At 62.2% G+C, this 21,776-nt stretch carries 20 protein-coding genes; 12 read left to right on the forward strand and 8 right to left on the reverse strand.

Annotated elements, in window-relative coordinates:
• The first annotated feature begins 1 nt into the window (after nt 1).
• Together V6607_RS16310 and V6607_RS16315 are read left to right on the forward strand one after the other, a co-directional pair.
• Nucleotides 2-916 carry a site-specific integrase gene (locus V6607_RS16310; RefSeq protein WP_008433427.1) on the forward strand — a complete coding sequence of 305 codons (915 nt, stop codon included), beginning with the start codon at nt 2-4 and terminating at the stop codon, nt 914-916.
• Nucleotides 917-1,031: 115 nt separating this feature from the next.
• On the forward strand, nt 1,032-1,256 hold the full coding sequence (locus V6607_RS16315; protein ID WP_003217639.1) for a DUF2188 domain-containing protein: 225 nt from the start codon (nt 1,032-1,034) through the stop codon (nt 1,254-1,256).
• 119 nt (nt 1,257-1,375) lie between these two features.
• On the opposite strand, the gene V6607_RS16320 is transcribed toward V6607_RS16315, so the two are convergent.
• Nucleotides 1,376-2,233 carry an SDR family oxidoreductase gene (locus V6607_RS16320; RefSeq protein WP_003217640.1) on the reverse strand — a complete coding sequence of 286 codons (858 nt, stop codon included), beginning with the start codon at nt 2,231-2,233 and terminating at the stop codon, nt 1,376-1,378.
• A gap of 99 nt (nt 2,234-2,332) precedes the next feature.
• The gene (locus V6607_RS16325) at nt 2,333-2,605 is read right to left on the reverse strand and encodes a DUF2790 domain-containing protein (RefSeq protein ID WP_102369062.1); all 273 of its coding nucleotides are present in this window, start codon (nt 2,603-2,605) and stop codon (nt 2,333-2,335) included.
• Nucleotides 2,606-2,834: 229 nt separating this feature from the next.
• Here V6607_RS16325 and V6607_RS16330 point away from each other — a divergent pair, with 229 nt between their 5' ends.
• From V6607_RS16330 to V6607_RS16370, 9 genes are all read left to right on the forward strand, one after another.
• Nucleotides 2,835-5,756 (forward strand): TonB-dependent receptor, encoded by a 2,922-nt coding sequence (locus V6607_RS16330; RefSeq protein WP_087692995.1) that lies wholly within the window; start codon nt 2,835-2,837, stop codon nt 5,754-5,756.
• A gap of 169 nt (nt 5,757-5,925) precedes the next feature.
• Nucleotides 5,926-6,687, forward strand: a complete 762-nt coding sequence (locus V6607_RS16335) for a GntR family transcriptional regulator (RefSeq protein ID WP_008433419.1) — start codon at nt 5,926-5,928, stop codon at nt 6,685-6,687.
• A complete protein-coding gene (locus tag V6607_RS16340; protein ID WP_008433417.1) occupies nt 6,684-8,414 on the forward strand; it encodes a fumarate reductase/succinate dehydrogenase flavoprotein subunit in 1,731 nt (576 codons plus the stop codon). Before V6607_RS16335 ends, V6607_RS16340 begins: the two co-directional genes overlap by 4 nt.
• 39 nt (nt 8,415-8,453) lie before the next feature.
• Nucleotides 8,454-8,699 carry a ferredoxin family protein gene (locus V6607_RS16345; RefSeq protein ID WP_003217650.1) on the forward strand — a complete coding sequence of 82 codons (246 nt, stop codon included), beginning with the start codon at nt 8,454-8,456 and terminating at the stop codon, nt 8,697-8,699.
• A 122-nt stretch (nt 8,700-8,821) separates the two neighbouring features.
• The gene (locus tag V6607_RS16350; RefSeq protein ID WP_008433414.1) at nt 8,822-10,228 is read left to right on the forward strand and encodes an ABC transporter substrate-binding protein; all 1,407 of its coding nucleotides are present in this window, start codon (nt 8,822-8,824) and stop codon (nt 10,226-10,228) included.
• Nucleotides 10,229-10,240: 12 nt separating this feature from the next.
• Nucleotides 10,241-11,023, forward strand: coding sequence for an ABC transporter permease (locus tag V6607_RS16355; RefSeq protein ID WP_134326624.1), 783 nt, complete (start codon nt 10,241-10,243; stop codon nt 11,021-11,023).
• Nucleotides 11,023-11,862, forward strand: a complete 840-nt coding sequence (locus tag V6607_RS16360) for an ABC transporter ATP-binding protein (RefSeq protein WP_134326625.1) — start codon at nt 11,023-11,025, stop codon at nt 11,860-11,862. The genes V6607_RS16355 and V6607_RS16360 overlap by 1 nt, the downstream gene beginning before the upstream one ends.
• Nucleotides 11,859-12,812 carry a HEAT repeat domain-containing protein gene (locus V6607_RS16365; protein ID WP_134326626.1) on the forward strand — a complete coding sequence of 318 codons (954 nt, stop codon included), beginning with the start codon at nt 11,859-11,861 and terminating at the stop codon, nt 12,810-12,812. Before V6607_RS16360 ends, V6607_RS16365 begins: the two co-directional genes overlap by 4 nt.
• Nucleotides 12,809-13,126, forward strand: coding sequence for a DUF971 domain-containing protein (locus V6607_RS16370; RefSeq protein ID WP_087692990.1), 318 nt, complete (start codon nt 12,809-12,811; stop codon nt 13,124-13,126). The genes V6607_RS16365 and V6607_RS16370 overlap by 4 nt, the downstream gene beginning before the upstream one ends.
• Here the strand turns inward: V6607_RS16370 and V6607_RS16375 are convergent.
• Together V6607_RS16375 and V6607_RS16380 are read right to left on the reverse strand one after the other, a co-directional pair.
• Nucleotides 13,111-14,316 (reverse strand): multidrug effflux MFS transporter, encoded by a 1,206-nt coding sequence (locus V6607_RS16375; RefSeq protein WP_134326627.1) that lies wholly within the window; start codon nt 14,314-14,316, stop codon nt 13,111-13,113. The two genes, V6607_RS16370 and V6607_RS16375, sit on opposite strands and share 16 nt — an antisense overlap.
• Nucleotides 14,317-14,514: 198 nt before the next feature.
• Nucleotides 14,515-14,874 (reverse strand): helix-turn-helix domain-containing protein, encoded by a 360-nt coding sequence (locus tag V6607_RS16380; protein ID WP_134326628.1) that lies wholly within the window; start codon nt 14,872-14,874, stop codon nt 14,515-14,517.
• A gap of 99 nt (nt 14,875-14,973) precedes the next feature.
• Here V6607_RS16380 and V6607_RS16385 point away from each other — a divergent pair, with 99 nt between their 5' ends.
• The gene (locus V6607_RS16385; protein ID WP_134326629.1) at nt 14,974-15,723 is read left to right on the forward strand and encodes a glucose 1-dehydrogenase; all 750 of its coding nucleotides are present in this window, start codon (nt 14,974-14,976) and stop codon (nt 15,721-15,723) included.
• Between the two features lie 490 nt (nt 15,724-16,213).
• Here V6607_RS16385 and V6607_RS16390 read toward each other — a convergent pair whose 3' ends face one another.
• Genes V6607_RS16390 through V6607_RS16405 form a run of 4 tightly spaced genes read right to left on the reverse strand, consistent with a single transcriptional unit; the run spans nt 16,214 to nt 21,721 of the window.
• The gene (locus tag V6607_RS16390) at nt 16,214-17,794 is read right to left on the reverse strand and encodes an ABC transporter ATP-binding protein (protein WP_008433389.1); all 1,581 of its coding nucleotides are present in this window, start codon (nt 17,792-17,794) and stop codon (nt 16,214-16,216) included.
• 15 nt (nt 17,795-17,809) lie between these two features.
• Nucleotides 17,810-18,832: an ABC transporter permease gene (locus tag V6607_RS16395; protein WP_166742170.1), complete on the reverse strand. Its 1,023-nt coding sequence runs from the start codon at nt 18,830-18,832 to the stop codon at nt 17,810-17,812.
• Nucleotides 18,832-19,896 (reverse strand): microcin C ABC transporter permease YejB, encoded by a 1,065-nt coding sequence (gene yejB / locus V6607_RS16400; protein ID WP_003217676.1) that lies wholly within the window; start codon nt 19,894-19,896, stop codon nt 18,832-18,834. Before yejB ends, V6607_RS16395 begins: the two co-directional genes overlap by 1 nt.
• Nucleotides 19,883-21,721, reverse strand: coding sequence for an extracellular solute-binding protein (locus V6607_RS16405; protein WP_087693838.1), 1,839 nt, complete (start codon nt 21,719-21,721; stop codon nt 19,883-19,885). The genes yejB and V6607_RS16405 overlap by 14 nt, the downstream gene beginning before the upstream one ends.
• Nucleotides 21,722-21,776: the final 55 nt, after the last annotated feature.

The following is a 21,776-nucleotide window of genomic DNA, read 5'->3' on the forward strand; positions in this document are numbered from 1 at the left end:
CTTGACTGAGTCTACCCGCAACCCGCTGACCCTCTATCTCACCCGCCTGGCGCCCTCCAGCCAGCTGACCATGCGCTACGTGCTGCAGGACGCCGCCGACCGCCTGGGTTTTGAAGACATCAACCTCGAAGACATCGACTGGCACCTGCTGCAGCCCGAACACGTCATGGCCCTGGTGGCGGTGCTGCGGGAAGACGGGTATGCGCCGAACACCTCATCGCTGTACGTCAACGCCGTGCGCGGGGTGATGAACGAAGCCTGGCGCATGAGCCTGATCAGCCAGGACCACCTGCTGAAGATGCGCTCGGTCAAGGCCATGGCCGGCACCCGCCTGAGCCAGGGCCGCAACCTGCGGCGTACGCTGATTCGTGAGTTGATGGAAGTCTGCGCCGCCGATCCGCGCCCCCAGGGCCTGCGGGATGCGGCGGTGATCGGGATCCTGTATGGCTCGGGCATGCGCAAGTCGGAATCGGTGAACATCGAGCTGGGCCAGGTCAACTTTGACGAGCGCAGCCTGCAGGTTACCGGCAAGGGCAACAAGCAATTGATCAAGTACGCACCGGCCTGGGCCTTTGCCAAGCTGGAGGCATGGCTGGAGTTTCGCCGCAGCCAGCTGAAACCGGGGGAACAGGACGACGGTTTCCTGTTCAACCGGATTCGCCGGGGCAGCCATATCACCCGCGAGCGCATCACCAAACACGCGATTTACTACATCGCCCGCCAGCGTGGGGAACAGGTCGGCGTAAAAATCATGCCCCATGATTTCCGCCGTTCGTTTATCACGCGGGTCATTGAAGAGTACGACCTGTCGATCGCCCAGAAGCTGGCGCACCACACCAATATCCAGACCACCGCCACCTACGATGTGCGCGACGACAATGAGCGGCGCAGGGCCGTGGATCGGTTTGACCTGTAGGGCCGCCCGTAACCTGGCCCGCCAACTGCCTTGAACTCTGCCCGGCAGCCGCGCTCGCAATAGTAGGGCGCGGGTTTTGCCGCGTGCCGTGTTTATTCAGTCGAAGGAGCAGACCATGGATACCTACAACATCAACAAGACCGGCACCGGTTGGGCGTTGACCAAGCAGGGCTCGGCACGGCCGTCGAAAACGGCAGAGACCAAGGAGGCGATCGTTGAGTTGGCGAAAGAGTTTCTCAGCGACAAGACGGCGTCGCTGAGGATTCACAGCATGGATGGGCGGATTCAGGAGGAAAGAACCTATCCGCGCAAGGCTGACCCGACACGATCTCCGGGCTGACCGAGCACCCAATGTGGGAGCGGGCTTGCTCGCGAAGGCGGTGGTTCAGTCACAGGTGCATTGCCTGACACTCCGCCTTCGCGAGCAAGCCCGCTCCCACATTGGATTTGCATCCGACCCTAGAGAATCGGCTTGCCACCCGTCACCGCATACCGCGAGCCCGAGATGTAACTCGCCTCATCCGACGCCAGCAACACATAGATCGGTGCCACTTCCACCGGCTGGCCGGGGCGGCCCAGCGGTGTCTCGCTGCCGAAGCTGTTCACGTCTTCGTCCGGCATCGTCGAGACAATCAATGGCGTCCAGATCGGCCCCGGCGCCACGCTGTTCACGCGGATGCCCTTGCTGCCCAGCAGTTGTGCCAGGCCACCGGTAAAGTTCGCAATCGCGCCCTTGGTGGCGGCGTATGCCAGCAACGTTGGCTTGGGCATATCGGAATTCACCGAGCTGGTATTGATGATCGACCCGCCGGCCTTCATATGCGGCAGCGCCGCCTTGCAGATGCGAAACATCGCGGTGATGTTGATATCGAAGGTCTTGACCCATTCCTCGTCGGGTATCTCTTCGAGGGTCTCGTGGGTCATCTGGAATGCGGCGTTATTGACCAGCACGTCGATCCGCCCGAACTGCTCGACGGTCTGGTCGACAATCGCCTGGCAGTTGGCTTTTTGCGCGAGGTCGCCGGGCAGCAGCAGGCATTGGCGGCCGGCTTCTTCAACCCAGCGTGCGGTTTCCTTCGCGTCCTCGTGTTCGTCCAGGTAGGCGATGGCCACATCGGCACCTTCGCGGGCAAAGGCAATCGCCACGGCGCGGCCGATACCGCTGTCGGCGCCGGTGATCAGGGCGATCTTGTTGGCCAGGCGGCCGGAGCCGGTGTAGCTCTTCTCGCCGCAGTCGGGATAGGGGTCCATCTTCTTCTGCGAACCGGGAACGGATTGGGCCTGGCTGGCGAAAGGTGGGCGTGGGTAGTCAGTCATCTCAATCTCCATAGATCACAACGGGTTCTATGGATTAGTGATTTTCAGCTGCCGGATAGTTGTAATCGATGCCGGCCGAGCCCGACGAATGGTTTGCGCTCAACCGTGCTGGCAGGCATCGCCCAGGCGCATGTAGTCCAGTTCATGACGCACGCCGTGGCTGTCGATGTAGACCATATGACCCTTGACCGGCCCGCACTCTGTGGAGGATTCGGTACTGACGCGCACCACCTTGGCGATGTCCAGGTCCTGGGAATAGTCGTACGCCTCGCTGGCGGGGGTGTTGGCACTCACAGTGGGTACCGGGGTTTCGCCCTGGGCGAAGGCAAGTGTGCTGAACAGGCCCAGCACGGCGATAAGCAGATAACGCATGAGAACCTCCGACACCACGAAGGTGGTGGCTTGACTGTGGGGTTCATTCTACAAAGCACCTGGCGCGGGGATGAACGCTTGCGGGCCAATAGAAGACATCAGCCAAATCGATGCAGCAAGCCTCTTATAACCGGTTATAAACTCATAGCATCTTCGCCTAAACGCAGCCCTATAAATATCCGTCTGCCGTTGCTCATCCCTGTAGACACATACAACAGGGAGTTCCTCGATGTTTTTATTCAAACAACAACTACCAAGGCTGACGCTGACGGCGGCGCTGGCGATGGGAGTGTGCACGACATCGGTGATGGCCCAGGAAGTGGCCGGCCAGGTGTTCACCTTCGATATCGCTGGCGGCCCGCTTGATACGGTGCTGCTGGATATCTCCCGGCAGACCGGGGTGATGATTTCGTTCAATCAACAGTGGGTGCAGGGCAAGCGCAGTGCCGCCATCCGCGGCGATTTGGGCAGCCTGCAAGCGGTGGACAAGGCGTTGCAGGGCAGCGGCCTGCAAGTGAGCGACAGCGAACAGGGGCTGACGGTGCATCCAGCACCCGTGACGTCCACCAGCGTCGCACCGGCCGAGGGCAAAAGTACTGATTACCGCCTGGAAAAAGTCACGGTGACCGGCTCGGCGATTCGCCGGGTGGACGCGGAAACGGCAGTGCCGGTGACCATCCTGCGGGTCGAGCAATTGCGCGAGCAGGGTGTGAGCACCACCGAGGAGTTGATCAACCGCATTTCGGCCAACCAGTCTGCCGTTGGCTCCGGGCGTTCGGTGGGCTCCAGCAGCGGCGGTGCGGCGTATGCCGACTTGCGCGGGATTGGCGCGAACAAAACCCTGGTGCTGCTCAATGGCCGGCGCCTGAGCAACAACGCCGTCAACACCACCAACGGTTCCGGGGTGGACTTGAATACCATCCCGTTTGCCGCCATCGACCGCGTGGAAGTCCTGCGCGATGGCGCCTCGGCGCTGTACGGCACCGATGCGATTGGCGGGGTGATCAACTTCATTACCAAGACCAGCCTCACCGGGGGCCAACTCTCCACCAACTACGATTCGCCGACGCGCTCCGGCGGCGGCGACAGCCATAACTTCAGTGGCAGCTACGGTTTCGGCGACCTTGAAGAGGACCGCTTCAACGTGTTCGGCGTGGTCAGCTACGACAAGCAGACGCGCCTGGCGGCCAAGGACCGTGACTTCACCTACAACTACCAGCCAGGTCGCGGCCTGGATTTCACCTCCGGCACCGCCGCGCCGGCTAACTGGAGCCAGGGCAGCAACGCGACCAACCCGCTGGCCGGCTCCGGTTGCAATTCTCCCGGGCTGCTGTCACGCAATGGCATCTGCCGCCAAAGCCTGTGGAGTTACCTGGACCTGGTGCCGGAAACCGAAAAAACCTCGGCCTTTGCCAAAGCCACCGGCAAGCTGGCCGATGACCATACCGTCAGCCTCGAATACTTCTGGGCGCGCAACGAAAACCGTACGCAGATTGGCCCAGGCACCCTGATGGGCGCCCAGGTCAATCCGGGTACGCCTTTCTATCCGGGCAACGGCATCACCCCGGGCCCCACGGGGTTCGCCCTGGACCCGACACAGCCGGTAGACGTGAACTGGCGTGAAACCGATGCCGGCGCGCGCAAGCACGAAGATGACAACACCAGCCAGCGGCTGCTGCTGAGTTTCGAAGGTAATGTGGCGAACTGGGACTACAACGTCGGCGCGTCCTACAACCAGAACAAAGTGGTGCAAACCATTCTTGACGGCTATGTAAACGACCAGACCATCAGCCAGGGGATTGCCAACGGTGTGATCAACCCGTTCGGGCCGCAGAGTGAAGCGGGCAGGGCGTTACTCGCCTCCAGCCGCGTGGATGGCGATTACGCCACCGCCGTGGGCCGAGTGAAGAGTATCGACGGGCGCGTAAGCCGTGAAATCGGCGACTGGTTCGGTGCGGGGCCGACGGGCCTGGCGCTGGGTGGTGAATATCGCAAGGAGGATTTCCACCAGGATTTCGCCCAGTTTGCCGAGACCGTGCAGAGCCTGGGCGTAGACCCCAATGGCGCAGTGCGCGGCAATCGCAGCGTGTCGGCCGAGTACGCCGAGGTCAACGTGCCGGTGCTCGAAAGCCTGGAACTGTCTGCCGCCGTGCGTCATGACAAATACAGCGACTTTGGCAGCACCACCAACCCGAAATACTCGTTCCGCTTCCAGCCGTTCAAGGAACTGGTGGTGCGCGGTGCCTACAGTGAAGGCTTCCGTGCGCCGTCGCTGTACGAGTTGTACAACCCGACCTACACCAGCTACACCGTGGCCAACTACAACGACCCGCGCCTGTGCCCGGGCGGCACCCCGGCCAATGGCGGGATCGGCAACCGCGACTGCGCCCAGCAGTTCCGCCGGCAAAGCGGGGGCAACGGCAGCTTGAGCCCGGAAACCGCACGTAACGTGACCTTTGGTTTCGTGTTCCAACCGATCGAGCGCCTCAGTGCCGGCCTGGATTTCTGGTGGATCACCATCGCCAACCAGATTGCCGAGTTTCCTGAGTCGTCGGTATTCGACGACCCGGATGCCTACGGCGACCGCTTGATTCGCAAGGCGGATGGCTCCATCGATCACATCGTTACCGGCCTTGCCAACCTGGGTAAGACCAAGACCAACGGCGTGGATGTGAGTTTCGACTACCGCTTCCCGAGCACCGCCATCGGTGACTTCGGCATCGGCCTGCAAGGCACCTACGTCAACGAATACAAATACCAGCAGGAGCTCAAGGGCGACTACATCGACAAACTCGGTGATTTTCGTGGCGGCGAGTTCTCCACCGCGGGCGCCGTTGCACGCTGGCGCCACAGCCTGACCGGCACCTGGGCCCGCGGACCGCTGGGCGTCAGCCTGACCAACCGCTACACCAGTGGCTATCACGACTCGGACCCCGACACTCACGACTCCGTAGGCTCTTACAACGTCTGGGACCTGGCGGGTACCTACAACTGGAGCAAGTCCCTGGCCGTCACGCTGGGCGCGAAAAACCTGTTTGACCGCGCACCGCCGTTCAGCAACCAGACCTATGCGTTCCAGAGCGGGTACGACCCGAAATACGCCGACCCGTTTGGCCGCATCCTCTATACCCGGGTCAGCTATAACTTCTGATTGTTCATCAGGTCCAGACACTGCTCTATAAAACAGGCGGATCCACTGCACCCATCCCGTAGGTGCAGCGGGATTCGCCGGTCCATAACCTTATTCCAAAACGGTATTTCCAGGCTTTTCATAAGACTCCTTATGATCACGTCATAACTCGTTATGACAAGTGGTCCTGATGAACGAATCAACCGTCGCCTTATCCCCTCTGTCCAGCGTTCCGCTGCATGCCCAACTGCGGGACCTGCTGCGCAGCCGCATCCTTGATGGTGAGTACGCGCCGAACACCCAGATGCCTTCCGAGAGCGAACTGGGCACGCGCTTCAAAGTCAGCCGCATCACCGTGCGCCAGGCCCTGGGTGATTTGCAAAAGGAAGGCCTGATCTACAAGATCCACGGCAAAGGCACCTTTGTTTCCAAACCCAAGGCTTATCAGAACGTCAGCACCCTGCAGGGGTTGGGCGAGTCCATGACCGAGCGCGGCTATGAAGTGATCAACCGCCTGCGCAGCTACCGCTTCGTGCCCGCCGACAAGCTGGTGGCCGAGCGCCTGGGCGTGGAGGAGGGCAGCACTGTCGCGCAGATCAAGCGGGTACGGCTGATCAACCGCGAGCCGGTGTCGCTGGAAATCACCTACCTCAGCCAGGCCCTGGGCGAACGCCTGGAAAACGCCGACCTGGTGACCCGCGACATCTTCCTGATCCTGGAGAACGACTGCGGCTTGCAACTGGGTCACGCCGACGTGGCGATTGACGCGGTACTCGCCGACAGCGAGCTGACCCAGGCGCTGAACGTCGAGGCCGGCTCGCCGATCATGCGCATCGAACGCCTGACCCACACCGCAGACGGTCAGCCCGTGGACTTCGAACACCTGTATTACCGTGGCGACGCGTTTCAGTATCGCCTGCGCATCGACCGTCAGCGAGGTAGCCGCCCGTGAGCCGCCAAACCCTGGAACTGGAATACGACATCGTGGTGATCGGCGGCGGTACAGCCGGCCCCATGGCGGCGATCAAGGCCAAGGAGGCCAACCGCGATCTGCGCGTATTGCTGATCGACAAGGCCAACGTCAAGCGCAGCGGCGCCATCAGCATGGGCATGGACGGCCTCAACAACGCGATCATTCCCGGCCACTCCACGCCGGAGCAGTACACCAAGGAAATCACGATTGCCAACGACGGCATCGTCAATCAGGCGGCGGTGTACGCCTACGCGACCCACAGTTTTGAAACTATCGAGCAGTTGGACCGCTGGGGCGTGAAGTTCGAGAAGGACGAAACCGGCGATTACGCGGTGAAAAAAGTCCATCACATGGGCGCCTACGTGTTGCCGATGCCTGAAGGGCACGACATCAAGAAGGTGCTGTATCGCCAGCTCAAGCGCGCCAGGGTCAGCATCACCAACCGCCTGGTGTGCACCCGCTTGCTGACCGACAGCGAAGGCGCGGTGAATGGCGTGATGGGTTTTGACTGCCGCACTGCGGACTTCCAGGTGATCAAGGCCAAGGCGGTGATCCTCTGCTGCGGCGCGGCCGGCCGCCTGGGCTTGCCGTCCTCGGGTTACCTGATGGGCACCTATGAAAACCCGACCAATGCCGGCGACGGCTACGCCATGGCCTACCACGCCGGAGCCGAACTGGCGAACCTGGAGTGCTTCCAGATCAACCCGCTGATCAAGGATTACAACGGCCCGGCGTGCGCCTATGTCACCGGCCCCTTGGGCGGCTACACCGCCAACAACAAGGGTGAACGCTTCATCGAGTGCGACTACTGGAGCGGGCAGATGATGTGGGAGTTCCACCAGGAACTGGAAAGCGGCAACGGCCCGGTGTTCCTCAAACTCGATCACCTGGCGGAGGAAACCATCCAGAACATCGAGCAGATCCTGCACAGCAACGAGCGCCCCAGCCGTGGGCAGTTCCACGCCAACCGGGGCACCGACTACCGCAGCCAGATGGTCGAGATGCATATCTCCGAGATCGGCTTTTGCAGCGGGCATTCGGCGTCGGGCGTGTGGGTCAACGAGCGCGCGGAAACCTCGGTCAAGGGCCTGTATTCAGCGGGCGACATGGCGGCGGTGCCACATAACTACATGCTCGGCGCGTTCACCTATGGCTGGTTTGCGGGCACCAACGCGGCAAGCTTTGTGGCCGGGCGCGAATTCAGCGCGGTGGATGCCCGGCAAGTGGCCGCCGAGCAGGCTCGGGTCTATGCGCCACTGGACCGCGAAACCGGTCTGCCGCCGGCCCAGGTCGAGTACAAGCTGCGGCGCTTCGTCAACGATTACCTGCAGCCGCCCAAGGTCACCCGCAAGATGGAAATCGGCTTGCAACGCTTCGCCGATATCGAGCGCGACCTGGACCAGATGAAGGCGCACAACCCCCATGAATTGATGCGCGCCATGGAAACCAGCGTGATCCGCGACTGCGCCGAAATGGCTGCCCGCGCCTCGCTGTACCGCGCCGAAAGCCGCTGGGGCCTGTACCACTACCGGGTCGATCACCCGCAACGCAACGACGCCGACTGGTTCTGCCATTGCCACCTGAAAAAGGGCGACGACGGGCAGATGGTCAGCTTCAAGAAACCCGTCGAGCCCTATGTGATCCCGCTGGATGCCGAAGAGATGCAGGCTTACGACCGCCTGCGCGTAGGGGCTGACGCCGCCTGAATGTGCCCCCCAAGCTCGCTCACCACAGGACACCGTGAAATGGCCTATCAGCCCCAGGAAATATTCTTTCGCTCCAACGCCCCGGTAACGGTGGACGAGGACAAGTGCATCGCCGAAAAAGGCTGCACGGTCTGCGTCGACGTGTGCCCGATGGACCTGTTGGCGATCAACCCGGCAACGCAGAAGGCGTACATGGCGTTCGATGAATGCTGGTACTGCATGCCCTGTGAAAAAGATTGCCCCACCGGCGCAGTCAAGGTCGAGATTCCGTACCTGTTGCGCTGAGACCTGCCGCAAACGCCATCCGCCAACCCCGGACGCAGCCCTAGCCACACCCCCTCGTTTCCCACCGCGCCAGACCGTGGCGGAGACGATTCCTTCAACCATGATTCGAGGGGAACTACCCAATGTTATTGCGCGCAACCCTGGCCGGCCTGGTGCTGGCTTGCTTGAGCCTGTCGGCCCAGGCACAAACGATTCGGGTGGCCATCGGCACCCAGGACACCACCATCAACTGTGCCGCGGGCGGCTTGCTGATCCGCGAGCTGGGGCTGCTGGACAAATACCTGCCGCACGACGGCAAGTACAAGGACGCTACCTACGACGTGCAGTGGAAAAACTTCACCAGTGGCGCGCCGCTGACCAATGAAATGGTCGCCGGCAAACTGGACTTTGGCGCAATGGCCGACTTCCCCGGTGCCTTCAACGGCGTAGCGTTCGAGGCGGCGGGCAAGCACAGCCTGTTCATCAGCGTGTTGTCGGGCAACATCAAGGGCAGCGGCAACGGCATTGTGGTGCCGGTCGCTTCCAGCGCCCAGTCCCTGGCCGACCTCAAAGGCAAGACGATTTCCGTGCCGTTCGCCTCCACGGCCCATGGCATGTTGCTGCGCGCTGTTGCGGCCCAGGGCTGGGACCCGCTCAAGGACGTCAACATCATTGCCCAGGCGCCCGAAGTGGCAGGCTCGGCGTTGCAGGCCAACAAGATCGACGCCCATGCCGACTTTGTGCCGTTCGGCGAACTGTTCCCCAACCGTGGTTTCGCCCGCAAGATCTACGACGGCTCGCAATCCAACACCCCGACGTTCCACGGCGCGCTGGTGGACGAAAGTTATGCCAAACAGTACCCGGAAGTGGTCGTCGCCTACCTGCGCGCGAGTATCGAGGCCAATCAGTTGCTGGCCGCAGAGCCGGAGAAGTACAGCGAGCTGATCGAAAAAGTCACCGGCGTCGAAGCCGAGGTCAACTACCTGTTCCATGGCCCGCTGGGCGTGCAGACCCGTGACTTGAGCTGGAAACCCGAATACCGCCAGGCCGTGGGCACCGCGATCGACACCCTCAAGCTGCTGAAAAAGGCCGACCGTGGCCTGGACCTCAATACCTTTATCGATGACCAGTACATCCGTGCCGCGTTCAAGGCCTCGGGCCTGGACTATGCGGCGCAATTGGGCAACTACGGCCAGGCCCCGCTGAAGGCCAACGACGCTCTGAGCGGCGCGCCGATCACTGACTGGAAGCACGTCGCGCAAATCTGGGTCAAGGGTGAGCCCAAGGTGCGCGATTACGCGTCGGCCGAGGCGGCGTTCACCGCGCTGGACAGCCTGAACAAACAGGGCAAGGCGGTGCGCGCCGTGTATGCCCAGGCCGAAGACAGCGGCATCAAGCTGCTGGCGAGCCAGGCCTGGTTTGCCACCAACCAGCACGGCCAACTCAGTGCATTCCTGCTCAAGGGCCAGGCGCAGCAATTTGCCCAGGCCCAGGGCGGCAAGGTGTTCAACTTTACCGACGCCGGCGCGCAGGCCGTTGCCGGTCGCTGAGGGAGCGTGTTCATGACAAGCACCCCATGGCGCTGGCTGCCCAAGGCCGCTTCCTTGCTGTTGTGCCTGCTGTTCTGGCAGTTGGCGGCCAGCCAGCACTGGAACCTGTGGCTGGTGACATTTGCCAATGTGCCCACGCCGGGCTCCGTGCTGCAGGCTGCCCTGGGGCTGGCGGACTCGGGCAAGCTTGTGCGGCACTTGAGCGCAAGCCTGACCCGGGTGTTCGAGGGCTACCTGGCGGCCGCGCTGGTGGGGATCGGCCTGGGCATCGCGATTGGCCGCTGGAAGTGGGCGGAAGACCTGCTGTTGCCGCCGCTGGAGGTGATCCGGCCGATCCCGGCGGTAGCCTGGATCCCGCTGGCGATCCTGATGTTCCCGTCGTCGGAGCTGTCGATGATCTTCATCACCTTCACCGGCGCGCTGTTTCCGGTGCTGCTCAATACGGTGCATGGCGTGGAAGGCGTCGATCCTCGGCTGATCGCCTCGGCGCGCAGCCTGGGGGCAGGGCGCCGGGCGATCCTGCTGGAGGTGATTTTGCCGGGCGCCGCGCCGAGCATCATCACCGGCCTGGCGATTGGCATGGGCACTTCGTGGTTCTGCCTGGTGACAGCGGAAATGATCTCCGGCCAGTACGGTATCGGCTATTACACCTGGGAGTCCTACACCATCCAGAACTATGCCGACATTGTCGTCGGCATGCTGTTGATCGGCGTGCTGGGCATGGGCAGCAGCCTTTTGGTCAAGCGTCTCGGCGCACTGTTCACTCCCTGGCATCGACCACGAGGTAAAGCCTGATGAGTCATCTTGAAGGCCGTGTCGACATACGCGGCTTGTCCATTGTATTGGGCGAACAGCAGCAGGCATTCGAGGCGGTGAAAGCCCTGGATTGCAGGATCGAGCCGGGGCAGTTCGTGTGCATCCTCGGCCCGTCCGGGTGTGGCAAGTCGACCTTGCTCGGCGCGCTGGCCGGGCATCTCACGCCAAGCCAGGGCACGCTGGAAATGGATGGCCGGCCGGTTGCCGGCCCTTCCCAGCAACGGGGCATGGTGTTTCAGCAACACACACTGTTCCCTTGGCGTACGGTGCGCGAAAACGTTGCCTTCGGCCTGAAGATGCGCGGCGTAGGCAAGGCCGAGCGCCTGGCCGCCGCCGATGAGATCCTTCACCTGGTGGGCCTGGAAGGTTTTGCCGAGCGCTGGCCCAACCAGCTGTCGGGTGGCATGCAGCAGCGGGTGGAAATTGCCCGGGTGTTGATCAATCGTCCCGGCCTGCTGTTGATGGATGAGCCGTTCGGCGCGCTGGATGCCCTGACCCGCATGAAGATGCAGGCCTTGCTGCTGGACATCTGGACGCGCATCCGCACCACCGTGGTGTTTGTCACCCATGACATCGACGAAGCGCTGTTCCTGGCCGACCGCATCCTGGTGATGAGCCCGCGGCCCGGGCGCATCATCGAGGATTTCCAGCTGACCTTCCCAAGGCCGCGCAGCACCGAACTGATGACCTCGCAGGAATTTACCCACCTCAAGCGCCATTGCCTGGAGCTGCTGCACCACGAAGATGGTCGCCAGTTACCACGGCTGAACCCGCTCGGGCTACCCAACGATCACCCAAGACCGCGATTTGCCATATGACCTATGAAACCGAAAACCCCGACATCCAAGCCCTGCGCCCGCGGCTGCAAGCGCCGGATGCCGGCATGCGCCGGATCGCCCTGATTGACCTGGCTGACCTGGAAGACCCCGACGGCCTGGTGTGGCTGGTGGACAGCCTGCGCCACGACCCGGCCACCGACGTGCGCGCCCAGGCTGCCAGCCTGCTGGAGGCGTGGGAAGAAGACGCAGTGGTCAAGGCGCTGTGCCAGGCGCTGACCGACACTGAAGCGTCGGTACGTGATGCCGCCGCCCAGAGCTTGAGCGTACTCAAGACGACGCAGGCGGGCCGGCTGTTATTGCCATGGGCCACCCACGCTGACGTCAGCGTGCGCACGGCAATCTTCCGTGCCCTGCGCGAGTTGCGCCTTGAAGCGGCGGCGCCGTCTGCAATGCTGGCGCTGAACGATACCGATGCGGGGGTGCGCCGCGAAGCGGTCGGTGTACTCGGCTGGCTCAAGCACCTGCCGGCATTGGACGCCCTGGCGAGGTTGGCCAGCAGCGATCCGGACACCGAAGTCCGGCGTGCCGCCACCGGCGCCCTCGGCCTGGCCAGTGATGAGCGGGTACTGCCGGCGCTGTATGAAGCGTTGCAGGACGCCACCTGGCAAGTACGGGAAGAGGCCGCGACCACCTTGGGCAAAGTCGGTAGCACCCGCGCGGGAGACGCCTTGATCACGGCGCTGGCCGATGACTACTGGCAAGTCCGCCTGCGCGCCACCCGCAGCCTTGGGCGCCTGCGGTATGCACCGGCGTTGCCGGCGCTGCTCCTGACGTTGGGCCACAGCATCAGCAACCTGCGCAAGGAAGCCGCCCTGGCGCTGGGCGAGTTGGGCGACCGACAGGCCCTTGGCCCGCTGCGTGACGCGGCCGACGATGGCGACCCGGAAGTACGCAAGGCGGTGCGCATTGCCCTGGCACAACTGCAATGAACAGTGCACCGAACGGCATTGGCCGCGATGATGATGGGCGCTTGAGGCTGGAATGGCGCGACGGCGTGCAATGGATCGACCACGCTCGCCTGCGCCGTGAATGCCCGTGCTCGCAGTGCCGGGCCTTTCGGTTGAGAGGCACGCCGCCGCTGGTGTCGGACCGTGTCCGGGTGCTGGAGGTCCATCCCCAGGGGTATGGCGTGCAGTTGATTTTCAGCGATGGGCACCAGCGGGGGATTTACCCGTGGGCTTATTTGGCGGCAATGGGGCTCCAGACCGGGGCGCCAATCTCCGCTGGTCAGGTGCGCGACTGAGGTTGCAGGTGTGCCGGCAGGCGGCGCAGCGTCCACCACACCGTCAGCATCGCTGCCACGGCGCTGAGGGCGATGCCGATCAACATCGGCGCCGGTGTGTGGTCTGCGAACAGGCCGGCCAGGGACATGGCTACGGCGGCGGTGATCATCTGGATCGCGCCCAACAGCGCCGAGGCCGAACCGGCCACGGCACCGTGATCTTCCAGGGACAACACGCCGGCCGCCGGCAACAGCAAGCCGAGAAAGCCAAAGCCAATAAACAGCAGTGCCATCATTAACGGCAGGCTGTTGCCCCACAGTGTGGTAAGTGCCAGCAAGGCCATGACCGTTGCCACGCCCGCCACCGACCAGCGAATCAACGGCGCGAGGCCGAAGCGTGCACTCAAGCGCGCGGTCAACTGGCTCAGGGCAAAAAACGACGCCGCGTTGAGGGCAAAGCACAGGCTGAATTGCGTTGGCGTGAGCCCGTAGTACTCGATGTAAACGAATGGCGCGCTGCCGATGAACACGAAGAACGTCGCAAGGCCGAAACCGCCCACCACCGACAACCCGGTAAACACCGGATCACGCAGCAACGCGCCGTAGCTGCCGAACGCATTGCCCAGGGTCTTGCCCAGGCGGCGTTCGGCGGGGTGGGTTTCCGGCAATTGCACGGCGGTCATGATCAGGCACAGCACTGCGGCCACACCCAGTACCCAAAACACTTCGCGCCAGCTCCACACGGCAATGATCACGCTGCCGGCCAGCGGTGCGAGAATCGGTGAAATGCTCACCACCAGCATCAGCAACGCCATCAGGCGCGCGGCTTCATGGCCGGTGTACAAGTCACGCACAATCGCCCGCGGAATCACCATCCCGGCGCAGGCGCCAAAGGCCTGCAACGCCCGGAAGCCGATCAGCACCTCGATGGAGGGGGCGAGGGCGCAACCAATGCTGGCCACGATGAAAATCGCCAGGCCGGCATAAATTGGCGGCTTGCGCCCGAACACATCGCTGATCGGGCCGTAGAACAGCTGGCACACACCGATGATCATGAAGAACACCGTCAGGCTCATCTGCACCGCGGCAGGCGAGGCATGCAGGCTGGCGCCGAGTGTCGGCAACGCCGGCAGGTAGCTGTCGATGGCAAACGGGCCGACGGCGGTGATCAACCCCAGCAGCAGGGCGAGGTGGGCGATACTTCGAGACATGGTGGTTCCGGGCGGCGGTAAAAAAGAGGGGCCAGCTTAGTGATCGCCCTCGGCGCATACAAGCCGGTGTTTACAGACTCGCTACATAGTCACCAACGGCAGGGTGTCGTGAATAGGCAATGGATACGGGAGATAGACGTAAGGTATTGATTTAACTCAACTAAATATCCATTTAGTCGAGTTGGATATTTCGCGAATTTAAGGCTGGGCGAGGGCGGTCGTTCGGCGCTCACTGATGCGTTCAACCGCCAGCATATGGTCGGTGCCCCATTGGCAAAGCGGCCCCAATGCCTGGGCCAGCGAGCGTCCGAAGGGAGTCAGGGAGTATTCAACCTTTGGCGGTATCTCCTTGTAGTCAATACGCTTGATGATCTCATCGCGTTCCAGCTCCTTCAATTGCTGGATCAGCACCTTGTCCGTCACGCCGCCAACGGCGCGCCGCAGTTCGCCATAACGGTGAACTTCATGGGCCAGGTGATACAGGACCAACGGTTTCCATTTCCCGCCAATCACCGCCAGGGCGGCGTCGAGCCCGCAGTTAAAGGTGCTGTTTGACATGTTTTTGCCCTCAGGCTGAGGTACTTACCAAAAGGTGCATACTATTCAAAACAATAGCGCAGATCTACGCTTGGGCCTCAACATTTGAGGGAAACACTCATGAACAGGCTCAACGGGAAAATCGCCATCGTCACCGGTGGCAACAGCGGGATCGGCTTGGCCAGCGCCATACGCTTTGCGGCCGAAGGTGCACAGGTCGTTATCGTGGGACGCCGCCAGGATGAACTGGACAAAGCCTTGGTCCTGATCGGGCATGACGCGATCGCGATCCAGGGCGACATTTCAAACCTGCGTGATCTTGAGCGGGTATTCGCGCAGATCAAGGCTGACAAAGGTCGTGTTGATGTGTTGTTCGCCAATGCGGGCCTTGGGGATCTGGAGCCCATTGGTGCGATCACGGAGGATTCGTTTGATCGCACCTTTGGCGTGAACGTAAAAGGCACGTTGTTCACCGTACAGAACGCGTTGCCATTGATGAGCGCCGGTGGCTCGATTGTGCTGACAGGTTCGACGACGGCCTCGATGGGCACCGCAGCGTTCAGCGTATACAGCGCGTCGAAAGGCGCACTGCGAAACTTCGCAAGAAGCTGGGCGCTGGATCTGCAAGGCACAGGTATTCGCGTGAACGTGCTTTCACCTGGGCCGACAACGACACCAGGTTTGGACAGAGCGCTATCAGGTACCGGCCAGAAGGATGCGATTGTCGATTCGATGGTTACGCGTGTACCGCTGGGTCGTATGGGGCAGCCAGATGAAGTGGCGAATGCGGCATTGTTCCTGGCATCGGATGAGAGCAGCTTCATGACGGGCAGCGAGATGTTCGTGGATGGCGGTTTCGCTCAGGTGTGATCCAGGCTCATCGACCAAATCGAGAAAGGCTGGGTTTGGTCGATGAGGAGCGTGGTGCACTGGTTGAAATCTGGCTGGCACTGACCCTGATAACGGATCATATGGTTACGCATAATGTATATTATGTTAAATGACGTATAGCGCCCGGGATTTGCTTGAGCAGGAAATGCGCTCGAGTGGCTAACGCACCTTGCCCTTTCAGATCAAACCGACCGGCCATGTACTTGGGGACAGTCAGTGCCAGCGCGACGACAGCCAACACCAGCGGTAAAAGCGAAACCCACAGCACTGTATTCCAGCCATAAGCCGACAGCAGCCCACCCGACGAAAAAGACCCGACCGCCATTACGCCGAACACTCGGAGCTGGCCTACTACGTCATTTATCGGCCTGAGTGCGCCAGCCTGCCCAAACTGACGACGTTCCGGGACTGGTTGTTGGCAGAAGCACTGCAGACGGTAAAGCGTGAGATCAGCGCCCACTAGGCTGTACTACTCGCGATTCCTCAACGACGACGCTACCAGCAAATCCCGCGTATAGGCATGCTCCGGCGCGTCGAACAACTGCTCGGTACTCCCCGCCTCCACGACCACGCCATCCTTCACCACGATCAAGTCGTGAGCCAACGCCCTTACCACCGCCAGGTCGTGGCTGATAAACAAGTAGGTCAGCCCATGCTCCTCCTGCAACCTGCGCAGCAAGCTCACCACCTGCTTTTGCACGGTGCGGTCGAGGGCTGAGGTGGGTTCGTCGAGCAATATCAAATCCGGCTTGATCACCAGTGCGCGGGCGATCGCGATGCGTTGGCGCTGGCCGCCGGAGAATTCGTGGGGGAAGCGATGGCGCGTATCGGGGTCGAGTCCGACGTCGCGCAACACGGCAATCACTTGAGCTTCGCGCGCGCAAGCATTGAGGTCCGTGTGTACGCGCAGGCCTTCTTCGATGATTTGCTGCACGCTCATGCGCGGACTGAGGCTGCCGAACGGGTCTTGAAACACCACCTGTAGTTTGCGCCGCCACGGACGCAGGGCCTTGCCTTTGAGTGCGTCGAGGGCCTGGCCCTGGAAGCGAATGCTGCCTTGGGCGTCGATCAACCGCAGGATCGCCTGGCCAAGGGTGGATTTGCCCGAGCCGGATTCGCCAACAATGCCCAAGGTTTTGCCACGTTGCAGGCGCAGGTCGATGCCGTCCACCGCCTTGATCGGCGGTTTGCGCCGCAGCAGGCCGCCTTGCGGGAACCAGACCTTGAGGTTGTCCACCTCCAGCAGGTTGTCCGCCGTTTCACGCACCACCGCCCTGCCCTCTGGCTCGGCTTCGAGCAACTGCCGGCTGTAGGCGTGCTGCGGCGCGGCAAACAGTGCCTGGCAGTCGGCCTGTTCGACGATCTGGCCGGCGCGCATCACCGCCACGCGCTGGGCGATGCTGCGCACCACGTTGAGGTCGTGGCTGATCAACAGCAGCGCCATGCCCAGGCGTTGCTGCAGGTCTTTGAGCAGCGCAAGAATGCGTCGCTGCACGGTCACGTCCAGGGCCGTGGTGGGCTCGTCGGCGATCAACAGCAGCGGTTCGCAAGCCAGGGCCATGGCGATCATCACCCGCTGGCGCTGCCCCCCGGAGAGCTGATGCGGGTACGCCGCAAGGCGCTGGCGCGGCTGTTGGATGCCCACCAGTTCGAGCAACTCCAACACACGCTCACGCGCCGCCGCACCGCCCAGGCCTTTGTGCAGCAGCAGGGTTTCGGACAGCTGCCGTTCCACGCTGTACAGCGGGTTGAGCGAGGTCATCGGCTCCTGAAAGATCATCGCGATGCGATCGCCGCGAATCTGCCTTAAACGCTCCGGCCGCGCGCCGAGCAGCTCTTCGCCCTGGTAGCGAATACTGCCCTGGGTACGCGTGGTGTGGGGCGGCAGCAATTGCAGGATCGAGTGGGCGGTCACCGATTTACCGGAGCCCGACTCGCCCACCAGCGCCAGGCACTCGCCCGGGTGAATATCCAGGTCGATGCCACGCACCGCTTTGTGCCCGTCGAACGCCACTTTCAGGTTACGAATTTCAATCAACGCGTCAGTCACGGCACAGCTCGCTTATCAGGATCGGGGGTCGAAGGCGTCGCGGCAGGCTTCGCCGATAAACACCAACAGGGACAGGATCAACGCCAACGTAAAAAACGCGGTCAGCGCCAGCCACGGGGCTTGCAGGTTGTTTTTTCCCTGGCCGATCAACTCACCCAGGGACGCACTGCCCGTGGGCATGCCGAAGCCAAGAAAATCCAGGGCGGTGAGGGTCGAAATGGCCCCGGTCAAAATGAACGGCAAGTAGGTCAAGGTGGCAGTCAGCGCGTTGGGCAGAATGTGCCGCAACATCACCTGAACATCGCCCACACCCAGGGCTCGCGCGGCCTTCACGTACTCCAGGTTGCGCCCGCGCAGGAACTCGGCGCGCACCACATCCACCAGGGTCAGCCAGGAAAACAGCGCCATGATCCCCAGCAGCCACCAGAAACCCGGTTCGACAAACCCGGACAAGATGATCAGCAAGTACAGGACCGGTAGCCCCGACCAGATCTCGATCAGGCGCTGCCCCAACAGGTCGACCCAGCCGGCGTAATAGCCTTGCAGCGCGCCGGCAGCGACCCCGATCAAAGTGCTCACCACGGTCAGCGCCAAGGCAAATAACAGCGATACCCGGGTGCCGAAAATCACCCGCGCCAATACATCCCGGGCTTGATCATCGGTGCCCAGCCAGTTGCTCGCGCTGGGCGGCGCCGGCGAAGGGGTCGTGAGGTCGTAGTTGACCGTGTCGTAGCTGAACGGAATAGGCGCAAACAGCATCCAGCCGCCCTGCCCTTCAATCAGTTCATGCACGTAAGGGTCACGGTAATCCGGCTGAAACGGCAACGTGCCGCCGAAATCCTGCTCGGTGTAGCGCTCGAAGGCCGGGAAATACAGTGAGCCCTGGTACGCCATCACCAGTGGCTTGTCGTTGGCCAGCAGTTCGGCACCCAGACATACGGCGAACAGCGCCAGGAACATCCACAGCGACCACCAGCCGCGGCGATTGCGCTTGAAGTGCAGCCAGCGGCGACGGGTGATCGGAGTAAAAACCGGCATCAATGCGACCTCGCGGAAAAATCCAGCCGGGGGTCCAGCAGGCGGTAGCACAGGTCGCCCAGCAACTTGATGACCAACCCGACCAGGGTAAAGATAAACAGCGTGCCGAAGACCACGGGATAGTCCCGTGCCACTGCCGCTTCGTAGCTCAGGCGACCGAGGCCGTCGAGGGAGAAAATCACTTCAATCAGCAACGAGCCGCCGAACAACATCGCGGTGAGCGCCTGGGGCAGGCCAACCACGATCAGCAGCATGGCGTTGCGAAACACGTGTTTGTACAGCACCTGTTTTTCGCTGAAACCCTTGGCCCGCGCGGTCACTACGTACTGGCGGCTGATCTCGTCGAGGAAGCTGTTTTTGGTGAGGATGGTCAGTGTGGCAAAGCCGCCAATCACCAGCGCCGATACCGGCAAGACAAGGTGCCAGAAGTAGTCCACGACCTTGCCCGCCCATGACAGGCTGGCAAAGTTCTCCGAGACCAGGCCGCGCACCGGAAACCAGTTCAACAGGCTACCGCCGCCGAATACCACGATCAGCAGCAAGGCGAACAGGAACGCCGGCATGGCGTGGCCGATAATGACCGCCGCACTGCTCCACACATCGAAGCGGCTGCCATGGCGCACGGCCTTGCGGATGCCCAGCGGGATCGACACCAGGTAACTGATCAGCGTGGCCCAGAAGCCCAGGGACAAAGTCACCGGCAGTTTTTGCAGGATCAGGTCGGTGACCTTGGCGCCGCGAAAGAAGCTATCGCCAAAATCCAGCCGCGCGTAGCTGCTGAGCATCAACCAAAGGCGCGCGCCAAGGGGCTTGTCGAAGCCGTATTGGCGCTCGATATCGGCCACCAGCGCGGGGTCCAGGCCACGAGTTGTGCGCGATTCAGTGCTGCCGGTTTCCACCCGTGTGCCGGCCACCGACGCTTGGCTGCCGATGCCTTGCAAGCGCGCGATGGCTTGCTCAACCGGGCCACCCGGGGCGGCTTGCACGATAAAAAAGTTGACCAGCAGGATGCACACCAACGTTGGTACGATCAGCAATAAACGGCGCGCGCTATAGGCCAGCATGTTGAGAAGCCTCAGTCAGTTGACGCATCTGTGCGGTGGTCAGCGGTGTCGGGCTCACTTCCCACCAGGTGTCGATGCCCACGTCATTGAGCGGCGCTGTGCGGGGCCGACCAAAACGGTTCCACCACAGCGAGGACGAGCCCGGCGGGTAATAGTTGGGAATCCAGTAGAAGCCCCACTGCAACACGCGGTCGAGGGCATGGGCGTAGCGCACCATGGTCCGGCGGTCGTTGGCGCGGACAAGGCCATCGATCAAGGCGTCCACCGCCGGGTTGCGCAGTGCCATGTAATTGTTGGAGCCAGGGTCATCGGCACTCTCGGAACCGAAGTAGTTGGTCAGCTCGCGGCCCGGCGATGGGCTGACCGGGTAGCCGTTGACGATCATGTCGTAGTCCCGTGCGCGCACGCGGTTGGCGTATTGGGCCGAGTCGATCATGCGGATCGTGAAGCCGATGCCGATCTGCGCCAGGTTGCGTTTGTAGGGCAGCAGCAAACGCTCGAAGCCTTTCTGGGCATTCAGGAAGGTGAACTGCAACGGCGTGCCCTCGGCGTTAACCAACTGGTCGCCGCGCGGGGTCCAGCCCGCATCGGCCAGTAACTTCAGCGCTTGCGCCTGCTGCGGCCGAATGCGCCCGCTGCCATCGGTGCGCGGCGGCTGGTAGACCTGGGTGAACACCTCCTCCGGCACTTGCCCGCGCCAGGGTTCCAGAATGGCCAGCTCCTGGGCATCCGGCAGCTGGGTGGCCGCCAATGCGCTGCGGGAAAAGAAGCTGCGCTGGCGCAGGTACAGGCTGTGCATCATCTGCCGGTTGCTCCAGTCGAAATCCCACAACAGGCTCAGCGCCTCGCGCACGCGGCGGTCCTGGAACTGCGGTTTTTGCAGGTTGAACACAAAACCCTGGGTGCCCTGCACGGCATTCGGTGCCAGTTGTTCACGTTGCAGACGACCGTCGCGCAAAGCCTCGCCGTCGTAGCCCACCGAATAACTGGTGGCGGAAAATTCGCGATTGAAGTCGTAACCCTGGGCTTGCAGGATCTGGCGCGACACGTCGCCGTCGGCAAAAAACTCAAGCCGCAGGGTGTCGAAGTTGTACTGCCCCTGCGTCACCGGCAGGTCTCGCCCCCACCAATCCTTGACCCGTTCGAAGGTGACACTGCGGCCGTTGTCCACGCTGCTGATACGGTACGGGCCGCTGCCCACCGGCGGTTCAAAGCCGCCGCCGTTGGCGAAATTGCGCCCCTGCCACCAATGTTCCGGCAGCACCGGCAGTGAAGCGAGGTCCAGAGGCAAGGTGCGATTGTCGGCGCTTTTGAAGGTGAACCGCACTTGGGTCGGCGATTCCACCAGCACCTGGTCCACATCGGCAAAGCTTTGGCGATACGCCAGGCTGCCTTCGGTGGTGAACAGCTTGAAGGTGTAGGCCACGTCCTGCGCGGTGATGGGCGTGCCATCGGCAAAACGCGCCTTGGGATTGAGGTAGAAACGCAGCCATGAATGGTCATCTGCCAGCTCCATGCCTTGCGCGACCAACCCGTACACGGTGTACGGCTCATCCTGCGAACGGTACGCCAACGGGCTGTAGAGCCAACCCTGGATCTGGGTGATGCCGGTGCCTTTGTCGACATACGGGATCAGGTGATCAAACGCCCCGCCTTCCATGGACGAGCGACGAAAACTGCCGCCCTTGGGCGCGTTCGGGTTGACGTAATCCAGGTGTTTGAAGTTGGCCGGGTACTTGGGCGCTTCGCCGTATACCGTCAAAGCGTGCGTCGGTTGAGCGAGCAGTGACGGCGCCCAAAGGCCCGTCAGCAGTGCCCACACCATGAAGCGAAACAGGCTCACAAACTCAACTCCTTTTCCAAAAACACTGAAGGCTCAC

The organism is Pseudomonas sp. KK18 (genome assembly GCF_037094675.1).
Taxonomy (GTDB): domain Bacteria; phylum Pseudomonadota; class Gammaproteobacteria; order Pseudomonadales; family Pseudomonadaceae; genus Aquipseudomonas.

What these genes read in the sequence shown, in the direction of transcription:
- V6607_RS16315 (WP_003217639.1), top strand. Translation starts at nt 1,032, where the DNA reads ATGGATACCTACAACATCAACAAGACCGGCACCGGTTGGGCGTTGACC.
- V6607_RS16320 (WP_003217640.1), bottom strand. Translation starts at nt 2,233, where the DNA reads ATGACTGACTACCCACGCCCACCTTTCGCCAGCCAGGCCCAATCCGTT.
- V6607_RS16325 (WP_102369062.1), bottom strand. Translation starts at nt 2,605, where the DNA reads ATGCGTTATCTGCTTATCGCCGTGCTGGGCCTGTTCAGCACACTTGCC.
- V6607_RS16330 (WP_087692995.1), top strand. Translation starts at nt 2,835, where the DNA reads ATGTTTTTATTCAAACAACAACTACCAAGGCTGACGCTGACGGCGGCG.
- V6607_RS16335 (WP_008433419.1), top strand. Translation starts at nt 5,926, where the DNA reads ATGAACGAATCAACCGTCGCCTTATCCCCTCTGTCCAGCGTTCCGCTG.
- V6607_RS16345 (WP_003217650.1), top strand. Translation starts at nt 8,454, where the DNA reads ATGGCCTATCAGCCCCAGGAAATATTCTTTCGCTCCAACGCCCCGGTA.
- V6607_RS16350 (WP_008433414.1), top strand. Translation starts at nt 8,822, where the DNA reads ATGTTATTGCGCGCAACCCTGGCCGGCCTGGTGCTGGCTTGCTTGAGC.
- V6607_RS16355 (WP_134326624.1), top strand. Translation starts at nt 10,241, where the DNA reads ATGACAAGCACCCCATGGCGCTGGCTGCCCAAGGCCGCTTCCTTGCTG.
- V6607_RS16360 (WP_134326625.1), top strand. Translation starts at nt 11,023, where the DNA reads ATGAGTCATCTTGAAGGCCGTGTCGACATACGCGGCTTGTCCATTGTA.
- V6607_RS16365 (WP_134326626.1), top strand. Translation starts at nt 11,859, where the DNA reads ATGACCTATGAAACCGAAAACCCCGACATCCAAGCCCTGCGCCCGCGG.
- V6607_RS16370 (WP_087692990.1), top strand. Translation starts at nt 12,809, where the DNA reads ATGAACAGTGCACCGAACGGCATTGGCCGCGATGATGATGGGCGCTTG.
- V6607_RS16375 (WP_134326627.1), bottom strand. Translation starts at nt 14,316, where the DNA reads ATGTCTCGAAGTATCGCCCACCTCGCCCTGCTGCTGGGGTTGATCACC.
- V6607_RS16380 (WP_134326628.1), bottom strand. Translation starts at nt 14,874, where the DNA reads ATGTCAAACAGCACCTTTAACTGCGGGCTCGACGCCGCCCTGGCGGTG.
- V6607_RS16385 (WP_134326629.1), top strand. Translation starts at nt 14,974, where the DNA reads ATGAACAGGCTCAACGGGAAAATCGCCATCGTCACCGGTGGCAACAGC.
- V6607_RS16395 (WP_166742170.1), bottom strand. Translation starts at nt 18,832, where the DNA reads ATGCCGGTTTTTACTCCGATCACCCGTCGCCGCTGGCTGCACTTCAAG.
- yejB (WP_003217676.1), bottom strand. Translation starts at nt 19,896, where the DNA reads ATGCTGGCCTATAGCGCGCGCCGTTTATTGCTGATCGTACCAACGTTG.
- V6607_RS16405 (WP_087693838.1), bottom strand. Translation starts at nt 21,721, where the DNA reads ATGGTGTGGGCACTGCTGACGGGCCTTTGGGCGCCGTCACTGCTCGCT.